The organism is Arthrobacter sp. B055-34, from assembly GCF_059090425.1.
Genome location: NZ_JBNHFQ010000009.1, coordinates 48220 through 68216 on the forward strand (window position 1 = coordinate 48220; position 19997 = coordinate 68216).

The 19997-nt window shown below is 63.6% G+C and carries 15 protein-coding genes; 8 read left to right on the plus strand and 7 right to left on the minus strand.

Annotated features, from left to right (window positions below; genetic code table 11):
• Positions 1 to 39: 39 nt before the first annotated feature.
• On the plus strand, positions 40 to 1059 hold the full coding sequence (locus AC5RWO_RS16610; protein ID WP_498732637.1) for a 3'-5' exonuclease: 1020 nt from the start codon (positions 40 to 42) through the stop codon (positions 1057 to 1059).
• Between the two features lie 5 nt (positions 1060 to 1064).
• Here the strand turns inward: AC5RWO_RS16610 and AC5RWO_RS16615 are convergent, their stop codons facing one another.
• Both AC5RWO_RS16615 and AC5RWO_RS16620 read right to left on the minus strand, forming a co-directional pair.
• A complete protein-coding gene (locus AC5RWO_RS16615) occupies positions 1065 to 1991 on the minus strand; it encodes an oxidoreductase (protein ID WP_498732638.1) in 927 nt (308 codons plus the stop codon).
• A gap of 29 nt (positions 1992 to 2020) precedes the next feature.
• Positions 2021 to 3073, minus strand: a complete 1053-nt coding sequence (locus AC5RWO_RS16620; RefSeq protein WP_498732639.1) for an ADP-ribosylglycohydrolase family protein — start codon at positions 3071 to 3073, stop codon at positions 2021 to 2023.
• A gap of 169 nt (positions 3074 to 3242) precedes the next feature.
• Here AC5RWO_RS16620 and AC5RWO_RS16625 point away from each other — a divergent pair, with 169 nt between their 5' ends.
• From AC5RWO_RS16625 to AC5RWO_RS16640, 4 genes are all read left to right on the plus strand, one after another.
• The gene (locus AC5RWO_RS16625; protein ID WP_498732640.1) at positions 3243 to 4283 is read left to right on the plus strand and encodes an MIP/aquaporin family protein; all 1041 of its coding nucleotides are present in this window, start codon (positions 3243 to 3245) and stop codon (positions 4281 to 4283) included.
• A gap of 136 nt (positions 4284 to 4419) precedes the next feature.
• Complete coding sequence (locus AC5RWO_RS16630; RefSeq protein WP_498732641.1) at positions 4420 to 5580, plus strand: exonuclease SbcCD subunit D; 1161 nt, start codon at positions 4420 to 4422, stop codon at positions 5578 to 5580.
• Positions 5577 to 8654, plus strand: coding sequence for an AAA family ATPase (locus AC5RWO_RS16635; RefSeq protein ID WP_498732642.1), 3078 nt, complete (start codon positions 5577 to 5579; stop codon positions 8652 to 8654). Before AC5RWO_RS16630 ends, AC5RWO_RS16635 begins: the two co-directional genes overlap by 4 nt.
• 72 nt (positions 8655 to 8726) lie before the next feature.
• Positions 8727 to 10046, plus strand: a complete 1320-nt coding sequence (locus AC5RWO_RS16640; protein ID WP_498732643.1) for an MFS transporter — start codon at positions 8727 to 8729, stop codon at positions 10044 to 10046.
• On the opposite strand, the gene AC5RWO_RS16645 is transcribed toward AC5RWO_RS16640, so the two are convergent.
• Complete coding sequence (locus AC5RWO_RS16645; RefSeq protein ID WP_498732644.1) at positions 10047 to 10811, minus strand: IclR family transcriptional regulator; 765 nt, start codon at positions 10809 to 10811, stop codon at positions 10047 to 10049. It lies immediately after the preceding gene.
• A 555-nt stretch (positions 10812 to 11366) separates the two neighbouring features.
• On the opposite strand from AC5RWO_RS16645, the gene AC5RWO_RS16650 reads away from it, so the two are divergent.
• Positions 11367 to 12755 carry an MFS transporter gene (locus AC5RWO_RS16650; RefSeq protein WP_498732645.1) on the plus strand — a complete coding sequence of 463 codons (1389 nt, stop codon included), beginning with the start codon at positions 11367 to 11369 and terminating at the stop codon, positions 12753 to 12755.
• A gap of 125 nt (positions 12756 to 12880) precedes the next feature.
• Here AC5RWO_RS16650 and AC5RWO_RS16655 read toward each other — a convergent pair whose 3' ends face one another.
• The 4 genes from AC5RWO_RS16655 to AC5RWO_RS16670 form a co-directional block, all read right to left on the minus strand.
• Positions 12881 to 13753, minus strand: a complete 873-nt coding sequence (locus AC5RWO_RS16655; protein WP_498732646.1) for an endonuclease/exonuclease/phosphatase family protein — start codon at positions 13751 to 13753, stop codon at positions 12881 to 12883.
• A gap of 290 nt (positions 13754 to 14043) precedes the next feature.
• Positions 14044 to 15531: an APC family permease gene (locus tag AC5RWO_RS16660; RefSeq protein ID WP_498732647.1), complete on the minus strand. Its 1488-nt coding sequence runs from the start codon at positions 15529 to 15531 to the stop codon at positions 14044 to 14046.
• Between the two features lie 178 nt (positions 15532 to 15709).
• Complete coding sequence (locus tag AC5RWO_RS16665) at positions 15710 to 16681, minus strand: AraC-like ligand-binding domain-containing protein (RefSeq protein WP_498732648.1); 972 nt, start codon at positions 16679 to 16681, stop codon at positions 15710 to 15712.
• 123 nt (positions 16682 to 16804) lie between these two features.
• The gene (locus AC5RWO_RS16670; RefSeq protein ID WP_498732649.1) at positions 16805 to 17401 is read right to left on the minus strand and encodes a TetR/AcrR family transcriptional regulator; all 597 of its coding nucleotides are present in this window, start codon (positions 17399 to 17401) and stop codon (positions 16805 to 16807) included.
• A gap of 151 nt (positions 17402 to 17552) precedes the next feature.
• On the opposite strand from AC5RWO_RS16670, the gene AC5RWO_RS16675 reads away from it, so the two are divergent.
• Positions 17553 to 19463, plus strand: coding sequence for a primary-amine oxidase (locus AC5RWO_RS16675; protein ID WP_498732650.1), 1911 nt, complete (start codon positions 17553 to 17555; stop codon positions 19461 to 19463).
• 36 nt (positions 19464 to 19499) lie between these two features.
• A complete protein-coding gene (locus tag AC5RWO_RS16680; protein ID WP_498732651.1) occupies positions 19500 to 19967 on the plus strand; it encodes a hypothetical protein in 468 nt (155 codons plus the stop codon).
• Positions 19968 to 19997: the final 30 nt, after the last annotated feature.

The window sequence follows — 19997 nt, forward strand, 5'->3', positions numbered from 1 at the left end:
TGGCAGGAACTGTCCTGGCGGGCCGGTACTCTTGAGGGCGTGGGAATCGAGTTCACGGCCATAGACTTTGAGACAGCAAACGGGTTCAGGGGCTCTCCATGCTCTGTTGGCCTGACCAAGGTCCGTGACGGGCAGGTGGTGGAAGAAGCCTCCTGGCTGATGCGTCCGCCGGAGGGCTTCGACCACTTCGATCCCCGCAACGTCCAGATCCATGGCATCACCGCTGATATGGTCGCCGGCAGTCCGCGGTTCGGGGAGATCTTTCCCGAGATGGCCGGCTTTATTGGTGCGGATGTCCTGGTGGCACACAATGCGGCGTTCGATATGGGCGTGATCCGGTCGGCGCTGGAAGTCTCGGAGCTCTCCGGGCCCGCCTATGACTACGCGTGCACCGTCATTCTTTCGCGGCGCAGCTACTCGCTGGTGTCCTATTCTTTGCCGTTCGTCGCCGAAGCCGCCGGCGTTCCGCTGCTGAGCCATCACGATGCGGTCGCCGATGCCCGGGCGTGCGCCGGTATCATGGTCGACATTGCTGCCCGGAACTCGGCGGCCAGCATTGCCGAACTTCTGGTCGCCATGCAGCTGCCGGCGTCGCGGCTGCAGGAATACGTCCCGGGCCGCGACGGCCTCTCCAAACCAACAGTCAACGCCCGCAACCGCCAGGAACTCGCCGGCACAGCCGGGGGAGCGGCGCCGAGTACCGCCTGGACCTATTGGTCACAGGAAGGCACCAATCCGCCGGCCAATCCTGAGGCGGACGAGACGCACCCGCTGTTCGGCCAAACCATTGTGTTCACCGGCAACCTCGGGATCGAACGCCAGCAGGCCAAGATCCGGGCGGCCGCACTCGGCGCCCAGCCGGCCAGCACCGTAACGCGCAAGACGAGTGTCCTGGTCGTGGGGGATGGCTTCGTCGCGGCGGACCTCAAGCGGGGCCGGATTACCACCAAGGCCCAGAAGGTCCTGGCGCTTCACGGGCGCGGCCAGCAGGTCGAGGTCCTCTCCGAGGGGGAGTTCCTGCAGATGCTCGGCGGCGAATGGCCGTCCACTAGCTCCTGACCGGGCTAAAGATCCAGCCGGAACCCGGTCAGCTCCTGGGAGAGATCGATCAGCCTTGACGCGGCGTTCCGTTCCAAGGCATGGGCCTGCGGCCGCACCAGCGCGGGCTGGCCCCTGAGCTGGAATAGCCCGTCCGGCCCCCAGTAGTCCCCGTTGCGGACCTCGTCGTCCACGGCGGCGCGCACGAGCGGCCAGGCGCCGGCGTCCTTGCCTTGGGCGAAGGGGCGGCTGAACCGCCGCTGCATACCCGGGGCGGGCCGATAGGTAGCCACGCCGGGCCGGTGCGGAGTGAACATGCTGCGGGAGTAGCCGGGATGGGCCACCACCGAGGTGGCCGGGGAGCCCAGCAATTCCAGCCGGTGCGCCAGTTCAAAACCGAAACTCATGACCGCCAGCTTGGACAGGGCGTAGGAGTGGTAGCTCGAGTACTTGCGGGGATGTGCCGCCGTGGTGAAGTCCGGCCTCACCCAGCGGTGGCTGACGCTGCCCACATGAACAATCCGGCTGCCGTGAGCGGCCAGCGCCGGCATCAATTCGGCGACCAGCGCGAAATGGCCCAGGTGGTTCGTGCCGAACTGGAGCTCGAAGCCATCCGCAGTGTTCTGCCGCAGCGGAGACCCGATGACGCCGGCATTGGCTACGAGACTGTCAATATGCTCCAGCTCCGAAAGCTGCGCGGCCGCGTGCCGCACCGAGGCCAGACTCGCCAGGTCCAGATGCTGGTAGGTCACGGCTGCTTCCGGACAGCGGGCCTTGATCGCGGTGATGGCAGCTTTGGCTTTCTGCGGATTCCGCGCGGCGATGACGACCTTGACGCCTGCTGCGGCCAGCTGCTCCGAGGTGAAATAACCCAGGCCCGCGTTTCCGCCGGTGACGACCACCGTTTTTCCGTGCAAGGGCGGCAATGCGTTGGGGATCCAGTCCTGATTCATGAAACCAGCGTATCGGCCGCTCCGGCTGCTTACGCCGGCGCCTCGGTCTGGGCCAGGAAGCGGGCCGCCATGTCGAGGACCACCTCCGGCGCTTCTGCCGCATCAACCCAGGACCGGGTCAGCGCCGCCTCCCCGTAGAAAGCCCCGAGGATGTTCCCCGTGATGCTCCCGGTGGAGTCGCTGTCGCCGTCGTGATTAATGGCTATGGCGAGGGCGCTGCGGAAGTGCTCTTCCGGCGTCGTACTCCCTTCGGTAACCAGGACCGCATAAAGCGCGACGGCGAGTGCCTCCTCGGCGACCCAGCCCTCACCCAGCGCTGCGGTGAGTTCCGCCGGCGCCACCACGCCTTGCTCCGCCAGGCCGATGGCCGCTTGGAGCCTGGCGGCGAGCTCGGGGGCAGATGTTTCCTGTTCGGCGCGGGTGAGTATGGCAGCTGCGGCGTCGGAGAGTTCGGCGTTCTCGTGGACCAGCAGCCGGATGAGGGAGGCGAAGGCCGCGGCGCTGTGGTGGGCTGCCGGGTGGCCATGGGTCAGGGCCGAGCCGTTGACCGCAAAGGTGTACACCGTCTCCGGCGTGACGAACGGCAGCAGCCCGAAAGGGGCGGAGCGCATCACGGATCCGCAGCCCTTGGACCGGGGATTCAGCGGGCGGGCAAGCGTCCCCATATCGCCCGTGGCGAGCGCCGATAAACATGCCTTGCCCGGGGCGCGGCGCTGCTTGAGAACCGGTTGGGCGTCGATCCAGCGCGGGGCCGGCTCCGGGGCCGACTCGGGAAAAGCGCCTTCCTGGCCGGCGTACCAGCGCAGATAGGCCAGCCACAGGAGTGCCGTCTCGTCGGCGGCAGTGCCGCCGTTGGCCCATTCCAGCGCCTCCACCAGGGCGTCTACTGTATAAAGGGTGAGCTGCGTGTCGTCCGAGATATGGCCCGGGGAATCCAGCTGGGAGAAATCCCGCAGCCCCTCCGGGCCGAAACGTTCCTGGATCTGGTCCCAGCGGGAAAACTCAACGGCATAGCCCAATTGGTCGCCGAGGGCACCGCCCAGCAGGCAGCCACGGACGCGGGAAGCGAAGTTGGTAGTCACCCCTCCAGCTTATCCGTGCCCCATCACCGGTTGGCCGGGGCAGGGCTTCAACACGCATTGTCCAAGCCGTTCAGCGAACGTTCAGCATTTTCCCAGCATCAGGTGAAACGCTGTAGTCGTTTTGTGATCGGACGCCGGTCCAGTACCGGCCCAAGGAGGTAATAACCAGATGTCGACAGAGCAGGCTGAGAACCCCCAGCCACGTCCCGCACCGCCGGCCGTGAGGGAGCTGCCTCCCCGGCTCGGGGAGGGCTATGGGATGTCGGCGCGGATCGCCGCCGAGATTGCGGGTGCCTTTCTGTTGTTCTTCGGTGCCTTGGGCATCGGCATGTTCAACCCGCAGGGCGGATTCGCCGTACCGTTCGGGTTCGGATTGGCCGTGATCGCCGGCATGCTGGCATTCGGCCACATCTCCGGCGGACAGTTCAACCCGGCGATCACGCTGGGCAGTGCGCTCGCGGGCAGGACCAGCTGGAAAAACGTTCTGCCGTACATCATCGCCCAGCTGGTCGGGACATCGCTGGCCGCCGTCGTGCTGTGGGTCATCATGCGCAGCCACCCGGTGGGATCCCAGGCCGCCCAGGTATTCTCCTCCGTGGCCAATGGGTATGCCTCCGGCGAAGACCTCGGCTTCACAATGGCCGGCGTCTTCCTCGCGGAAACGATCGGCACCGCGATGCTCGTGGCCATTTACCTCGGTGCCACCTCTTCGCGCGACCGCCTGCGCAGCGCTCCCTACGCCGTGGGCCTGGCCTTCGCCGTGCTGACCGCCGCCCTGCTGCCGATCTCCAACGCAGGCATGAACCCGGCACGCTCCACCGCCGCGGTCTACTTTGCCGAGCCGGCCGCCCTGGGCGAGCTGTGGCTGTTCTGGGTCGCCCCGCTGCTGGGCGCCGTGATTGCCGGACTGCTGTACCGCAGTGCTGAAACCGTGCCTGCCGTCAAGACGAAAAATGCGGACGACACCGGACGGCAGGCTTCGGCTGCTGCCGATACCTCCACTGCCGGTTCCGTTGCCGGTACGGCTACGGGCACCACAGCCGGCGAAGGCGTCGCCGGGGGCAATGCGGTGGTAGATTCCGTCGAAGACGACAAGAAGACTGCTGACGGCAAGCCTGGCCGGGATGATCTCGGTGCCGCCGAAGCCCGCGACTTCTTCGACCAGAAACCGGCTCCCAAGGACGCCGGCCGCAAGGACTCCACCGAGTAAGGCGCTCCCGCCGCCTGCTTTGAGTAGCTGTGTCCCGTCCCTGCCGCAGGGGCGGGACACAGCTGTGTAAAAGGACACCTGTGGATAACGGCAGGTCTGCGAAAAACTGTCAGAGCCGGCAGGTAGCTTTGAAGCCATGAAGCTTTTGCACACATCGGACTGGCACCTTGGCCGGTCTTTCCACGGCGTCGGCATGCTTGGAGCGCAACAGCACTTCATCGACCAGCTGGTGGATACGGTCCGGGAACACAGCGTGGATGTCGTGCTCATTGCCGGGGATGTGTATGACCGTGCCCTGCCGGGGGTGGACGTCGTGACGATGTTTTCGGACGCGCTGTCCAGAATCCGGTCGGCCGGCGCCAGGATCATCCTGACCAGCGGCAACCATGACTCGGCCTCGCGCCTGGGCTTCGGCGGCGCTATTCTGGCCCACGGCGGCGTCCACCTGCGGACCCGGATTGCCGAACTGGCCACCCCAGTGGAACTTGAGCTGGACGGCGCCACCCTGGCCGTTTACGGCATTCCATACTTGGAGCCGCGGCTGACGGCAGAGGAACTGGAGGCAGCCGCGCCCACGCACACTGCCGTGATGCGTGCCGCACTCGAACGTATCCACCAGGATCTGGAGCGCCGCACGGCACGCGGGCCGATCCGCTCGCTGGTCATGGCACACACCTTCGCCAGCGGCGGATTGACCTCGGACAGCGAGCGGGACCTGAGCATCGGTGGAGTAGGGGCAGTCCCGTTGGATCTCTTCGATGGCCTCGACTATGTGGCGCTGGGCCACCTGCACGGGCGCCAGGAGCTGAGCGCATCGGTGCGCTATTCCGGTTCGCCCCTGCAATATTCGTTTTCCGAAGCCGGCCACCACAAGGGCGGTATCCTGCTTGAATTTGACCGGGGCGGCCTTGTGGGCGCCGAGAACGTCAGTTGGGACACCGGGCGCCGGCTCGCCGTGCTGCGCGGCAGCATGGCGGACCTGCTGGAATCCGACAAACATGCCGCGGCAGAAGATTCCTACTGCCAGATCACGGTTACGGATGCCGAGCGGCCGCTGAAAGCGATGGAACGGCTCCGCGCCCGTTTCGCCCATACGCTTGTCCTCGCTTTCGAGCCGGAAGGAGGCCCACGGACGGACCGCCTGACCTACAGCGAACGTATCGCCAAAGCACAGGATGATCTGGAGGTCTGCTGCGGTTTTCTTGACCATGTACGGTCCCGGTCAGCGGGGGATGCGGAACGAGGTTTGCTGATGGAAACCCTGGCCAAGGTGCAAGCCGCGGAGGTGTCGGCATGAGGCTGCACCGGCTGGAGATCCAGGCCTTCGGCCCGTTCGCGCAACGCCAGAGCGTGGATTTTGATGAGCTCAGTGCCCACGGTCTGTTTCTGCTCAACGGCAAGACCGGCGCAGGCAAGACCAGCATTTTGGATGCGGTATGTTTCGCCCTGTACGGATCCGTTCCCGGTGCCCGGCAGGGCGGCAAACGGTTGCGCAGCGACCACGCGGACCCGGCCTTGGCACCGGAAGTAGTGTGTGAGTTCAGCGCCCGGGGCCGCCGCTTTGAAGTGACGCGCTCGCCGCAATGGGACCGGCCCTCCGCCAGGTCAAGCAAGGGCAGTGTTACCGAACAGGCGCGTACCCTTCTGCGCGAACTCGTCGACGGCAGTTGGATCGACAAATCGGCTAGGAATGACGAAGCCGCCATCGAACTTGGCGACGTGCTGGGCATGAGCCTCGACCAGTTCACCAAAGTGGTGATGCTGCCCCAGGGCGAATTCGCGGCTTTCCTCAGGGCGGATGCCAAAGAGCGGCGTCCGCTGCTGCAGCGTCTGTTCGACACGGACCGCTATGAGCTGATCGAGGAATTCCTGGCTGCAGACGCCGCCGCGGCACGGGCTGCTTTTTCAACCGCCGAATCGGAGCTGGGACACCTGCTGCGCCGTGCGGAGGAAGAAGCGAACCGTCACCTGACGCCGGAACAACTGCCGGAGGACAGTGCACCGGCCGCCGAGAAGCTGCAGCATCTGCACTCGTCCGTCGAGCGGCTCGCGCAGGAGGCAGAGGACGCCGTCGGGAGCGGCCGCAGGACACTCGAAGAACTCAGGAGCGGCATTGCGCGTCAGGAAATGCGCCTGGCCGACCACGCGGACTGGCTTCTCCTGCAGAGTCTGGAAGCGGAGCAGACGGCAGGGGCGAACGGATCCAGCCGGCGCGCCCAGGTACTTACGTCCCACCGGGCCGCGGAACTGCTGCAATCCAGCATCCGGCACCGGGACCAGGCTTCATCCAGGACCGGGGACAGTCTCCACGCGGCACAGACAGCATTCGAACGCGCAGCGCGCCATCCGCTATGCGGCATTTACGCGCCCGATTTCGCATCCGGGAAGCTGGAACTGCCGGCTACGGGAGCCGACCGGGCCCAGGCATTGATCGAAACTGCTGCAGGCACCATCGGCCATGAACTGGGCAGAATCCGCGTGCTCTTACCTGAGGAAGCCCGTCTGAAGGAGGCCAGGGCCCAGGCGGAGAGGCTGCTGCAAACTGCGGATCAGCTTGACCGCCGCTACGAAAAGGTAGATGCGGAGGCAGAAGCTACCCGCGCTGCCGGCGAACAATTCGCCGTCGACCTGGCCGCCGCCGACGGCACGGACTCGGACGTCGAACGGCTCAGGCAGCAGTTGAAAGAGGCAGAGGCGGTCGCGGAAACGGTGTCCGCCTACGGCGCCTGCCGCGCCCGGGCTGACTCTGCCAGGCGGGTGCGCGATGAAGCCAATGCACTGCAACTGCAGTTGAAACAGCACTGGCTCGACCTTCTGGAGCGGCGGCTGGAGCAATCAGCCGCTGAGCTCGCCCACACACTCGAACAGGGTGAATTGTGCCCGGTCTGCGGATCGGACGAACATCCGCGGCTGGCAACAGCAGACAGCGACACCATGGTCAGCCGGGAAGAGGAAGCCGCAGCCCGTCGGGAGCATGCCCAGGCCGAGACTGCCTACGCGAAATCGCAGGAAAGTTTTGCTGCCCTCGGGAATAAGTTGGCGGCCCTGGCGGCCCAAGGCGGGGAAACCGAACCGGAAGCGGCTGCTGCCGCTGTCCGCGACCTGCAGGAGCTCCTTGGCCAGGCACAGGAGGCCGCACAAAACCGCGAGCGTCTGCGCGGTCTGATCGAAAAGAGCCGGGACGAGCTCGCGGCGCTGTTGAGCCAAGGAGCGGAACTGGCTGTCGCTGCTGCCGGTGCCCGCTCGGATGCCGAGGCCGCGGCGCGGCAGGCCGACCAACTGGAGCAGAAGATTGCATCGGTTCTCCCGTCGGGCGGCACACTGCAGGAGCTGGCGGAGGGCTTGACCGCACTGGACGGCCTGCTCAAGCAATGCCGTCAGTCGCTGGGGGAGTACTCGTACGCGCTGGCAACCCTGGAACGGTGCAGCAGTGAGCTTGAGGACGCCATAGCCGGTTCGGAATTTGGCTCGGAAGCGGATGTCCTGGCCGCGCTCCTTCCGGCCCGCGAGCTGGAACAGGCCCAGCTGCAGGACCGTGCGTATGCCTCCCTTGGCCAGCGGATCGAACTGCTGCAGGCCTCGGACCGCGTCGCCCGTGCTCGGCAAGCCCAAACTGATGGGGAACCGTTGCCGGACGAAGCGGAGCTGGAGGATCTACGGCACAAGGCGCTGGTTATGGAAACGGAGCTGCAGGCCGCGGCCGTGCGGCACGGTGTGCTGCGGGAGTCCGCGGAACAGCTGCTCGACTATTGCCGGCGGCTGGAGGCAGCAGCAGTATCGTTGGAGCCGGTCCGGGCACGTTTCGAGCTGGTGCAGTCTGTTGCCGACACGGTCCGTGGCCTGGGCGAAAATGAACGGAAAATGACGCTCACCACCTACGTCCTTGCTGCCCGGCTCGAGCAGATCGCCGCGGCGGCGTCGGAACGCCTGAATGCCATGACGGACGGACGTTACCGGCTCGTCCATGACGACTCGAAGTCGGGCAACAAGAAGTCGGGTCTCGGGCTCCACGTCAGTGACGAATGGACCGGACAACGCCGTGATACCTCGACGCTCTCTGGCGGTGAATCCTTCATGGCATCGCTTGCCCTTGCCCTGGGGCTGGCGGATGTGGTCCAGGCTGAGGCAGGCGGAGTCGATATCGAAACTCTCTTTGTGGACGAAGGATTCGGCAGCCTCGACGAACAGGCGCTTGAACAGGTGATGGACGCCCTCGAAGGCCTCCGTGACGGCGGCAGGGTCGTAGGACTGGTCAGCCATGTGGCCGAAATGAAGCAGCGCATCGGAGCGCAGCTGCAGATCAGCAAAGGCCGCGATGGCTCCACCGTGCGGATGATGACGGCGGAATCACCCATCCTGCAACCGGTGTAGGATTATGCCGTTATCCGGGTTGGGCGCATCGGGAGGCGGGACGATGCGCGGTTCTTGCTATCGGAAAATGACATGACACGAAGTGCGGACTCCACCCCAACTCCCAACGCCCCAGCGGCTGAGGCCACGGGCGACGTGCCGGAAGTATCATCATCAGGCAGCATTTTCGGCCGTTACGCCCGCCTGCCAGCCTTGGCGGGACCAAGCTTCCTGCCCATTTCCTTCCTCGCACGGCTACCCTTGGCCATGCTCACGGTGGGAGCGCTGACTCTGCTCACCGCCGTTAGCGGTTCCTACGCAATCGGTGGCTTCGCCGCCGGCGCAGTCGGCGTCGGATCCGCCATCGGCGCTCCGGCGATCGGATATTTCGCCGACCGGGCGGGCCAACGCCCGGTCCTGCTGATTTCGGCTGTTGCCCACACACTGAGCATTGGCCTCGTCCTTGCCGCAGCCTACCTCACCGCCAATTTCGCCGGGCCGGAAATCTTTTTCGCCCTCGGCGCTGCTCTGCTTATGGGAGCCACATGCCCGCAAGTGGGTCCGCTGGCGCGCGTGCGGTGGATGGCGATGACGAGGAACAACAAGCAGGAACTCGATACGGCCCTGTCCTACGAAAGTACTGCCGACGAGCTGACCTTCGTGCTGGGGCCGGCACTGGTGGGACTGCTGGCGGCCTTGGTAGCACCCTGGCTGCCGTTTGCGCTGGCGGCAACCCTGACCATCGTGATGGTTTCGGCCTTCGCCGTCCACCCGACCTACCGCAGCGTCCAACCAGTGACCCCGAAGCTGGTTGAACGGCACCCGCAGGCAGCGGCCGCGGCGCGGAAGACCCCGGTGAACTGGGGAGTTGTCATTATTCCTGTGGCCGGGATGATTGCCATGGGGACGTTCTTCGGCGCCACCCAGAATGCTTTGAATGCGTTCGGCGGTAGCTTTGGCGCGGCGGACACGGCAGGCCTGCTCTATGCCGTGCTCGGACTGAGTTCCGCTGTGACGGCGTTGTCTGTCGCATACTGGTCGGAGACGTTTTCCCATGCCTCACGCTGGATCGCTAGCGCCGCAGCAATGGCCGTCCTGAGCCTGCTGCTGTTCCTGCCAACTGAAGTGGTGCCGATGCTCGTAGTACTGCTGCTCGTGGGGCTGCCCGTCGGACCCACGATGGTCACGATCTTCACCATCGGGGGAAAGGTCGCTCCGGACGAGCGGCTGGGCACCGTTATGACCCTGCTGGCTAGCGGGGTAGTGCTCGGCTCGGCCCTCGGCTCCGGAGTTGCCGGGGCGATTGCCGAAACATCGGGCTACCAGGGTGCCTTCGTGGTTGCGGCCGCCGCGTCCGTGGCTATGCTGGCCGTGAGCCTTCTCGGTGCCATGCTGGTCCGCAACCGGAGGTAGTCAGCGGAGTTCGTCCTCTATTGCGGCAGCTGCCCGGATCAATTCTGCCCCCAACTCAGCCTCCGGCTTGTCAGTTCGGACGTAAACGACGGCGACCGCAGCCGGCAACTGTCCCGGAATGCGGATAGGCGCCGCCACCGAGGAGGTTCCCGGTATGACTTCCTCGTGGCTGACGCTGTAGCCGACTTCGCGGGCTTTCCTGGCCTCGGGACGGTACGCCTGTCCCGAGGCCAGTTGTTCCCATTGCTCTTCGGTTAGGGCGGACTGGATGGCGATACCCGGACCGCCTGCGCTGAAGGAGTGTCGCGTGCCCGGCCGCTGGGCCAAGGTGGCTGAAGCATGGCGCGGTTCCACCGTGATAAGCGTGACGCAGTCTCGCTGGTCCCATACGGCGAGGAACGCCGTCATGGCCAGTCCATTAGCCAGGGCAGTCAGCTCCGGAAGCGCTGCCGATTGAAGATCACGTGAGACCCCGCGGGCCAGTGCAGCCAGACCCGGTCCGGCCTGAACTCGCCCGGCCGAATCACGCAGCACCAGCGAATGGTCCTCCAGCGTACGTAGAATCCGGTAGGCGATCGACCGGTGGACGCCGAGAGCCTCCGAGAGTTCCGCGATCGTCATCGGCGACCGTGCCTCGGCCAATATCTCAAGAGCTCGAATCCCGCGGGACAAAGTCTGCGAGTGGGCGGGCGCTTTGGCTGATCCCTCCGCGCGCGCCGAGACACCAGCGGGAACCGCTGGTGTTGAAATACGAGCCTCACTCATCAGCCCATCCTATTTTCCGTCGGAGAGAACCATTGCACAGGGAATTGTGTCTGCGCTCATATTCCTACATTGTTCTATATCGGGACGTGATGTTCAAATATAGAACGGATGGGCAGGGGTGTGCGGGCAATGCGGTGCAGTGCATTGCTGCACACCAAGCATTATGATGAATGGCCGCGCTTCGATGAGAAGGACAGCGTCGTGTCTTCGAGGGCCTCTTCGTGCCGATCGAGCGCATCATCCTGCCGGCGGTAGCCGTGCAATGCCCGGCGAGGCGTAACCCGGTGCCGGTGCGCTGTGGCGCATCAGGTTGTTGCTAATGCGATCGTCAAGAGCGCCTTCTTCCTCGGCCTGAACCTCCCCTTTTGGCCGGAGGCCGGTGGACCCGTTGCGTGGAATGCTGCTAGCTCCTGTCGGCACTGCGGGCACTGAAGCGCCGTTGCCTAATCGTTAGGCTTCGGACTGTGCCCCAAGTCACCATCGTGTAATATTGCCAGAGTCACATTACCGACCGTTCTGTAAGTAATGTTCCCGTTCGGACAATCGGAGTTTCTCATGTCAACGTCAGAAGAACTGGCAGACAACCTTCCTCCCGCTACACGGCACGAGGAGCGGAAGGTTCTAGCCGGAACGCTGGTCGGCACCACCATCGAGTGGTACGACTTCTTTATCTATGCCCAGGCGGCCGGCATGGTGCTCGCCGGCCTGTACTTCGCCCCGCTGTCGCAGGAGAGTGCGGGCCTAGCCCAGATTGTGGCCTGGGCCTCGCTGGGCATTAGCTTCCTCTTCCGGCCGCTGGGTGCCATCGTTGCCGGCCATTTGGGCGATCGGCTGGGGCGCAAGCTTATGCTGGTCTTTACCCTGCTGCTGATGGGTCTGGCTACCACCCTCATCGGTGTCCTGCCGACTTACGCGGAGATTGGTATCTGGGCTCCGATCCTCCTGGTCTTCCTCCGGATCCTGCAGGGCTTCTCAGCGGGCGGGGAATGGGGCGGTGCCGCTCTGATGTCTGTGGAGCATGCTCCACGCAACAAGCGTGGTTTCTTCGGCGCCTTCCCCCAGATCGGTGTTCCCTGCGGGATGATCCTGGCCACCGGTGTTATGTGGCTCTTGACCACGTTCATGACGGAGGAGGCCTTCCTGAGTTGGGGCTGGCGTATTCCGTTCCTGTTCTCCGTGGTACTGATTGTTGTCGGCTATCTGATTCGCCGGACAGTCGATGAGAGCCCTGTCTTCAAGGAGATGCAGGAGCGCAAGAAGGAATCTGCTGCCCCTCTGGGCCAGTTGTTCAAGCACAACTGGAAAGAAGTCATCCTGACGGCATTGATCTTCATTGCCAACAACGCTGCCGGCTACCTGCTGATCGCTTTCTTCGCCTCCTACGCAACCAAAGAAATCGCCGATGGCGGGCTGGGCATGGACCGCTCCGCCGTGCTGCTGGCGAGCACCTTGGCAGCGTTCGGCTGGCTGGCCTTTACCATGTATGGCGGCATCCTTTCCGACAAGATCGGGCGAATCCGCACTTTCCAGATCGGCTACGTTTGGGTTCTGCTGTGGGCCGTTCCGATGTTCCTGCTGATCGACACCGCCAGCATCATCTGGTTCACTGTGGCGGCCTTTGTGCTGACCATCGGGCTCGGCCTCTCCTATGGTCCCCAGTCGGCACTGTACGCGGAGATGTTCCCTGCCAACGTTCGCTACTCCGGTGTCTCGATCGGTTACGCGATCGGCGCGATTCTGGGTGGCGCCTTCGCTCCGATGATCGCTGAGTTGTTGCTGGGGTGGACCGGCACCACCATTTCCATCGGAATCTACATCGCGGTGCTATCTGTGATCTCGCTGGTGGCGGTGTCCGTGGTCAAGGAAACCAAGGGCGCCAACCTGCGCGTGGAAGAAGCGCACCGGGAATACCTGCAGAAGCATCCTGAGGCTCGCCAGAACTAGAAGCCCTCGGGCCATGAAGGCGGGCGGGCTGTTGCGGATCTCCACGTAGCAGCCAGCCCGCCTTTAGTCTGGCACCGCGGATGGTTGCATCCCTGACGGTACAGGTGCAGTCCTGCGTCCTCGTGCTACGCAGGCGGAGTGCCAACGGGCCGCATGGGAGTCTGGTAGTCCGTGCACAGGCCGTAGTGACCACTAGGCTGCCTTGCCGCGTCAGGCTCCGCTATCCGCCTGCACTGGGCTACGGCTAGCGACGGTCCATGGACGCCGCACCGGTTCATGATGTAATCGATCCGCCGGCCGGGGTCCAACGGCATGTCGCCGTTGCGGACCAGGACGTTGCGCGGGCTGAAGGTGTGGCCGGGTTCATGCGGATGCTTTACGGTCCAGGAGTCCTGATAGGCGACGCTGATTCCTTCCAAAGACTGCAGGCCGGTCCAGAACCTGATGCTGGCAGCGTCCGGTGCGGCGTCGAAGTCTCCGGCGAGTATGACATGGTGGTCTGCGCTGTCCAGCAGTCTTTCCACGTCGCGTGCGGTCGCCACTGCCTGTAGCTCACGTTCACGTTCGTAGCCGAACTGCCACACGGGTTTCTGATGGACCATGAGGAACGTGCCCGAAGGAACTGGTGCGTGGATTTCGGCAATCACGGCCGAGTACCAACTGTCTGCAGAGGTTCGTGGTGAAACATCCAAGTCCAGCTCATGGAGCACGACGATGGGCCAGCGGGAAGCAATCACAGCACCTGTGCCTTCAGGAGCAGTCCTGGTGTGCCGCATGATGTACCCGGATCCAACGAGTTCGGCAGCCGCGTCATGGGTTCCGGTGGCATCGATTTCCTGCAGGGCGTATACGTCAGCTTCCAACCGTGATAAACATTCCTTGAGCAGCGGACTCCGGACCGGCCAATGGGCGTGGGAGGGGGAAAGCACGTTCATCGTGGCGATGCGCAGCATGGTGGTCTGGCGCCGTGGCTGCCCGGATCTCGCGTGAGCCGGCATGGAGGCTCCTTATTCGAGTGCTGGATCTGGCGCTGCTACTTTCGTGCCAGCATTCCTCCAGAGGTCAAGCTGACACGATGGGTAGTTCTCCCCATCGCAGTTTTCTGCACCAGTCCATAGGCTAGGGGAGGAAGCCGAGCTTGGGAAGAAGCCCGCTTCGTTTGATCCCGGGTCTTTGAACGAGAGGCCTGAGACGGAAAAACCGGCGCTGCACAGCCCCCAACCTCTGCAGCCCCGGTTCTTCTGTTTAACGCCGTGATTGTGTTGTACTCTGGCTGGCAAACGCCAGCCTAGTCATCCCCGTTTCCGCCGCTACCGATGCCGCTGTAAACCTGTGGCCTGGCACTTTTCAGATACAGTCCCCAGAGCACTCCGAGTACGCCGGGCACCAACGCGACTGCGGGCAGGATCCATGAAAGCGGTGACGTTCCCTCGGTGCCTATGAGTACATCGAAGTTGACAACGATCATGACGAATACGGCGCCCAGGAGTGCGGCAGCGAGTGCCGGAGCGACGATACGCGTCCAGACTGAATATCCTTCACCGTGCCTGCGGAAGTATCCGATGACGGCCAGCGAAATCAGGACGAGCAGCAGGACAAGACCGAATGCCCCGGTGTTCGTCAGCCAGGTAAAGAAGGTCAGGACAGGATACAGCGGGCCAAGCTCGGACCCGTTGCCAGCGACGGCGAAAATGAACAGCATCACCAGGGCAAGCGCGGATTGGACGAGCGAGCCGGCAACGGGAGCATGGCTTTGCGGACCGACGTAACCCAGCCGCCTTGGGAGGACTCCTTCCCGTCCCAGCGAGAAGACATACCGCGCTACGGCGTTGTGAAAGGCAATGAGAGCGGCCAGAAGACTCGTGATGAACAGGACCTGCGTGATGTCCGCTGCGACAGTACCCGCGTGCGCGCTCAGAAAGACGAAGAGCAGGTCGGGGCCGAATTCCTGGGATTGAGCGACAACCTGGCTAGGCCCTGTTGCGATGGTTGTTGCCCAGGCCGAAAACGCGTAGAAGAGTGAGATGACGGCAATGGCGATGAACGTAGCCCGCCCGATCGAACGTTTGGGATCTTTGGCCTCCTCACTGTAGATGGCGGCCGACTCGAAGCCCATGAATCCGGCAATGCTGAACGCCAAAGCTGCGCCCACTCCTGCAGTAAACAGGTTCGATGGGGCCAGGCCCGCTGCCGAGATACCTTCCGGCTGCACGGCCAAGGCGACAATGTCGAACACAATGACAGCCAGGAATTCCAGACCCACCAGAACGGCGATCACTTTGACCGACAGATCCACCTTGTTGATGCCGAGCCAGCCGACCATCAAGAATCCGACGGCGGCGGTCAGCCACCATGGAACTTCGGTGCCGATCTTGCTGCCGATGAACGAGGCGGACGCGAAGCCAAACAGGCCGTAAATGCCGATCTGCATGGCGTTGTAGGCGACCAGCGCCACCCACGCCGCGCCGACTCCGGCCGCCCGTCCCAACCCCTGGGCAATGTATGCGTAGAAGGCCCCGGCGTTGCGGATGTGGGCGCTCATTGCCGAGTAGCCGACCGCAAAGACTGCCAGGCAGACCCCAAGGAGCAGAAAGGACGCCGGAATTCCCACCACACCGGTAACGGCGAAGTTGCTGGGTGTGCCGCCGGCGATTACAGTCAGCGGGGCCGACGCGGCAATGATCATGAAAACAAGGGCAGGAACGCCCAGAGTCCGGCGGCTTAAGCCTTGAGTCTCTGTGCTAGGTGGAGTTTGCAGTGCTCGTTGCTGTGTCATTAAAACCTCCGACGGGAGAATAAAAGATGTCTCGATTGTGGCATCAATCACTCGGCAAGGGGTTGTCGTCGCGGGCAGCGGTCTTGTCTAAGCGTGCACAGCTTGCGGTACGGTACTGATCGCGGTGATGCGCGGGCTCTAGCTGATGCTGGGAGCGTGGTGGTCGGATGCCCGTTGTTCAGCCCAGTCGGTAGGCGCTCGGCGTTTGTCCGTAGGCACTGCGGAAGATGCGACTGAAGTGCGCTGCATCGACAAAGCCCCACCGGTTGGCAATGGTTCCGACGGGCCGGTCGGCAAGAATGGGATCGCGCAGATCCCGCCGGCAGTGTTCCAGTCTCCGTGCCCTGATCCAGGTGGCGACAGTGGTATCGGCATGGTGGAAGATGTTGTGCAACTGGCGGGTGGAAATGTAATGGGCAGCCGCAATGTTCGCCGGAGCTAGGCCCGGATCGCCAAGGTTGGCTTCGATGTACTGCCGGATCCTGACCAGCAGTTCGCTATGTCGTCCTTCCTCGGTGCTTCGTCTGGTGCTGAGTTCGTTGTCGAACATGGTGGCGATCAGGTCGACGGCGTTGTGCGCCAGCCGATGGCCGCTCGGTCCGGTGAGTACTTCCAGGTTTTCCGCCAGTTGCATCATGAACGGGCTGATCATTCGGCCCAGACCTTGGTCTCCGGCCATCCGCACGGCAGTCAGCTGACCCACCTCGTCGGGGGAGAGATCCAGGACGTCATGGGGAAACATGACCACCAATGTCCGGAAGTCCTCCTCAAACGCCAGGGTGTAAGGCCGGTGGGTGTCGTACACGGCAATGTCTCCAGGACGCAGTGCGGCTTCTCGGTTGTCCTGGATGAGGATGCCGTGGCCGGAGAGCTGCAGGTTCAACTTGAAGAACAGCCGGTCGGACCGTTCGATCAGCGCCGGAGTGCGCAGTACCTGATGGCCTTTTGCGGTTACCTCTACGATGGAAAGTTCGTCCAGCACCCGCGAACGCAGCACACCACTGAAATCCTGGCGTTTGTCCGAGCGGACCTCCAGGGGCACGAAGGATTGGGACACCAGGTGGTGCCACTGGCTGAAGTTATCGGCGACGGCTGTCTGCACGTCACCGGACTGCTGTCCCCGTATGCTGCGCACTGTAGTTGCTGGCACAACGTCCCCTTTACTTCTACCCGCCCTTTGCTGCGGCGTGTGTGGTTAAGCACACTCTGTCCAATCTAGCGGCTTTTATCGGTCGCCGCCATGTTTTTCGACAGCGGGCGAAAAACGTAGCGGTCAGGAACGAGCCGCCAGCAGCTCCAGATAGCCATCCAGCTGGGCGGCCAGCTGGGCCGGGGAGTAGTGGTCCGGATCCAGTACAGCAGTAATCTGGGCGCCCAATACCATGTTCATGACATGCCCGGCGATTGCCTCATCGCTGACTGCGGTTGAAACCTCGCCGTCGGAGCGCGCCTGCTGCAACTGCTCGACCAGGCTTGTCCGCCACTGTTCCATTGAGGAATCGTGAAGTTCCGCCTTGGACTGGTCGGTCAAGGCTTTTTGCCAAAACGGAATCACGATGCGGGCCTCGTTCAGCCGGTCTTCGTCCAGCGGAAGAATTTCCTTACAGTACGCGCGAAGCGCGGCCAAGCCGGTCTTGCCTGTGGTGGCAGCGGCCATGCGCCGGTTGGTCTGATTGAAGACGTGCTCAAACGCAAACGCGAGCAAGTCATCTTTCGTGGGGAAGTAGGGCTTGAGCGCACCATTAGCAAAACCTGCTTCGGCTGCAATCTCACGCATGGTAGCGGCATCCATGCCAAGACGGGCGATGATCCGCCAGGTGGCGCTCACCAGTTCCAACCTGCGTTGGTCGTGGTCGACGATCTTCGGCACTTCTTGCTCCCTTGAAAATTTTGGGTCTCACCCCTTGTGATGCATCTTACTGGCCGTTATTCTCTACAGACATAGAAAAACAAAGTTCGTAGCCGAGGCCGTCACTAAGGGCATCGATACGGCCAGCAACTTCCTATTTGAAAGGGTAGCCATGACCACCTCAGCGGGAGTCACCAACACTGCCTACGCTTTGGCTACGGCCGATGAAATCATCCGGGTCCGCGAAATCCTTGCCGACCACGGTCTGGTAGGCGACGCGACGAGGTTTGCGTACCTCGGACTGACTGATCCTCCACGCGGGCCCCAAGGCGCGGAGGACCGGCGCTTCCGCGCGTTTTTGCATGATGTCTCAGGTGCCGCGCCCCAGGATGTCACTGTCTCGGTCACGGAGAACCGCGTGCTGTCCGTGGCTGAACTGGATACTTCGCTCACTGGGGAACTGCCCGTGCTGGAGGAAGAATTCGAGATTGTTGAGCAGATTCTTGCCCAGGACGGACGCTGGCTGAAAGCGCTCGCGGAGCGGGGGCTCGACGTCGACAAGGTGCGGGTGGCCCCGCTATCCGCGGGGGTATTCGAGTACCCGGAGGAGAAGGGCCGCCGGATCCTGCGTGGCCTGGCCTTCTACCAGGAGTTCCCTGAGGACAGCGCCTGGGCCCACCCGATCGATGGCCTGGTGGCCTACGTTGACGTAGTCGATAAGAGCGTGGACCAGGTGCTGGACTTCGGCGCAGTGCCGGTCCCCGCCGAGCACGGCAACTACACGGACCCGGAACTGACCGGGGAACTGCGCACCACCCAGAAGCCGATCGAGATCAGCCAGCCGGAGGGGCCGAGCTTCACCGTGACCGGCGGCAACCACATCGAGTGGGAAAAGTGGAGCTTCGATGTTGGTTTCGACGCCCGCGAAGGCGTGGTGCTGCACAACATCGCGTTCCGGGACGGCGAACGCCACCGCTCCATCATCAAGCGCGCTTCCATTGCGGAGATGGTCGTCCCCTACGGTGATCCGTCACCTGTGCGCTCGTGGCAGAACTATTTCGACACGGGCGAATACCAGGTGGGCCAGTACGCCAATTCCTTGGAACTGGGCTGCGACTGCCTGGGCGACATCACCTACCTCTCGCCGGTCATTGCCGACGGCTTCGGCAACCCACGCGAGATCCGCAACGGCATCTGTATGCATGAAGAGGACTCAGGCATTCTCGCCAAGCACTCCGACCTATGGACGGGTATCAACTACACCCGCCGCAACCGCCGCATGGTGGTCTCCTTCTTCACCACCATCGGCAACTACGATTACGGCTTCTACTGGTACTTGTACCTGGACGGAACCATCGAGTTCGAGGCCAAGGCCACCGGCATCGTGTTCACCAGTGCGTACCCAGGCAAGGGGTACGAGTACGCGTCCGAGATGGCACCAGGACTCGGTGCGCCGTACCACCAGCATCTCTTCAGCGCACGGCTGGACGTGGCTCTGGACGGCTTTACTAACCGGGTGGAGGAAGAAGAAGCGGTAAGGGTGCCCACCTGTGAAGGCAACGAACGCGGCAATGCCTTCACCCGGCGTCGTACTCTGCTGGCCAGGGAATCGGAGGCGGCCAGGGAAGCGAACATGGCAGTGGGGCGCACCTGGCACATTTCCAATCCCGAATCGCTGAACCGTCTCGGCGAGCCAGTGGCCTACAAGCTGTACCCGGAGGGCCAGCCGACCCTGCTGGCGGATCCCGGTTCTTCGGTAGCCCGACGCGCGGCTTTCGCCACCAAGGATCTGTGGGTCACGCGTTATGACGACGCCGAGCGGTACCCCACCGGAGACTTCGTCAACCAGCATGCGGGTGGGGCAGGCCTGCCGGCCTACGTTGCCCAGGACCGGAATATCGACGGCGAGGACATTGTCGTCTGGCATACTTTCGGCCTGACGCACTACCCCCGGGTGGAGGACTGGCCGATCATGCCGGTCGATACGGCGGGCTTCAAGCTCCGCCCCGACGGTTTCTTCGACCGCAGCCCCGTCCTGGACGTGCCGCCGAGCAAGCCGGCCGGCGGGCACTGCCACCGGTAGCGGGTCCTGATGTTGCAGTTGATGAGGCCGAAGGCGGTGGCTGAGACTGGATGGCACGCCCGTCTTTGCTCCCTCGCCGCCTTCGTCGCGGTCGCCGCCCACTTTTGGATGGCATGGGCGCACCGGGACAGTTGGTGGCAGGCCGGGGTGATGCTGGCGATGGCTGTTGCCTGCCTGCCCTGCGCCCTCGTCCTGTGGCGTGCGGGCGGGGCGGGGCCGGCGAAGATGCTGATGCTTGCAGCCCTGTCGATGGCGGCGTTCCACGCCGTGCTCCTGCTGGCGCCGAACGGCGGAGTGAGCCACAGCCATCACGCCGAAGCAGCTGCCTTGGCTCCGGCCGCTACGGCAGCTGGCGCCGGATCGGGCGGAATGCTGGTGCTGATCAGCTGGGAAATCGTAACCGGGATGCTGGCGGCAACCTGGCTCCGGCGCCGAAGGGAAACGCTCAACTATAGCTGGGCTGAAGCTCCAATGGTAGACCGGTGCGGCGCCTCGCCGACATAACAGCGGAAGTTTTGACCCCGAGAGGTGCGG

What these genes read in the sequence shown, in the direction of transcription:
- AC5RWO_RS16625 (WP_498732640.1), top strand. Translation starts at nt 3,243, where the DNA reads ATGTCGACAGAGCAGGCTGAGAACCCCCAGCCACGTCCCGCACCGCCG.
- AC5RWO_RS16635 (WP_498732642.1), top strand. Translation starts at nt 5,577, where the DNA reads ATGAGGCTGCACCGGCTGGAGATCCAGGCCTTCGGCCCGTTCGCGCAA.
- AC5RWO_RS16645 (WP_498732644.1), bottom strand. Translation starts at nt 10,811, where the DNA reads ATGAGTGAGGCTCGTATTTCAACACCAGCGGTTCCCGCTGGTGTCTCG.
- AC5RWO_RS16660 (WP_498732647.1), bottom strand. Translation starts at nt 15,531, where the DNA reads ATGACACAGCAACGAGCACTGCAAACTCCACCTAGCACAGAGACTCAA.
- AC5RWO_RS16630 (WP_498732641.1), top strand. Translation starts at nt 4,420, where the DNA reads ATGAAGCTTTTGCACACATCGGACTGGCACCTTGGCCGGTCTTTCCAC.
- AC5RWO_RS16655 (WP_498732646.1), bottom strand. Translation starts at nt 13,753, where the DNA reads ATGCCGGCTCACGCGAGATCCGGGCAGCCACGGCGCCAGACCACCATG.
- AC5RWO_RS16615 (WP_498732638.1), bottom strand. Translation starts at nt 1,991, where the DNA reads ATGAATCAGGACTGGATCCCCAACGCATTGCCGCCCTTGCACGGAAAA.
- AC5RWO_RS16640 (WP_498732643.1), top strand. Translation starts at nt 8,727, where the DNA reads ATGACACGAAGTGCGGACTCCACCCCAACTCCCAACGCCCCAGCGGCT.
- AC5RWO_RS16650 (WP_498732645.1), top strand. Translation starts at nt 11,367, where the DNA reads ATGTCAACGTCAGAAGAACTGGCAGACAACCTTCCTCCCGCTACACGG.
- AC5RWO_RS16675 (WP_498732650.1), top strand. Translation starts at nt 17,553, where the DNA reads ATGACCACCTCAGCGGGAGTCACCAACACTGCCTACGCTTTGGCTACG.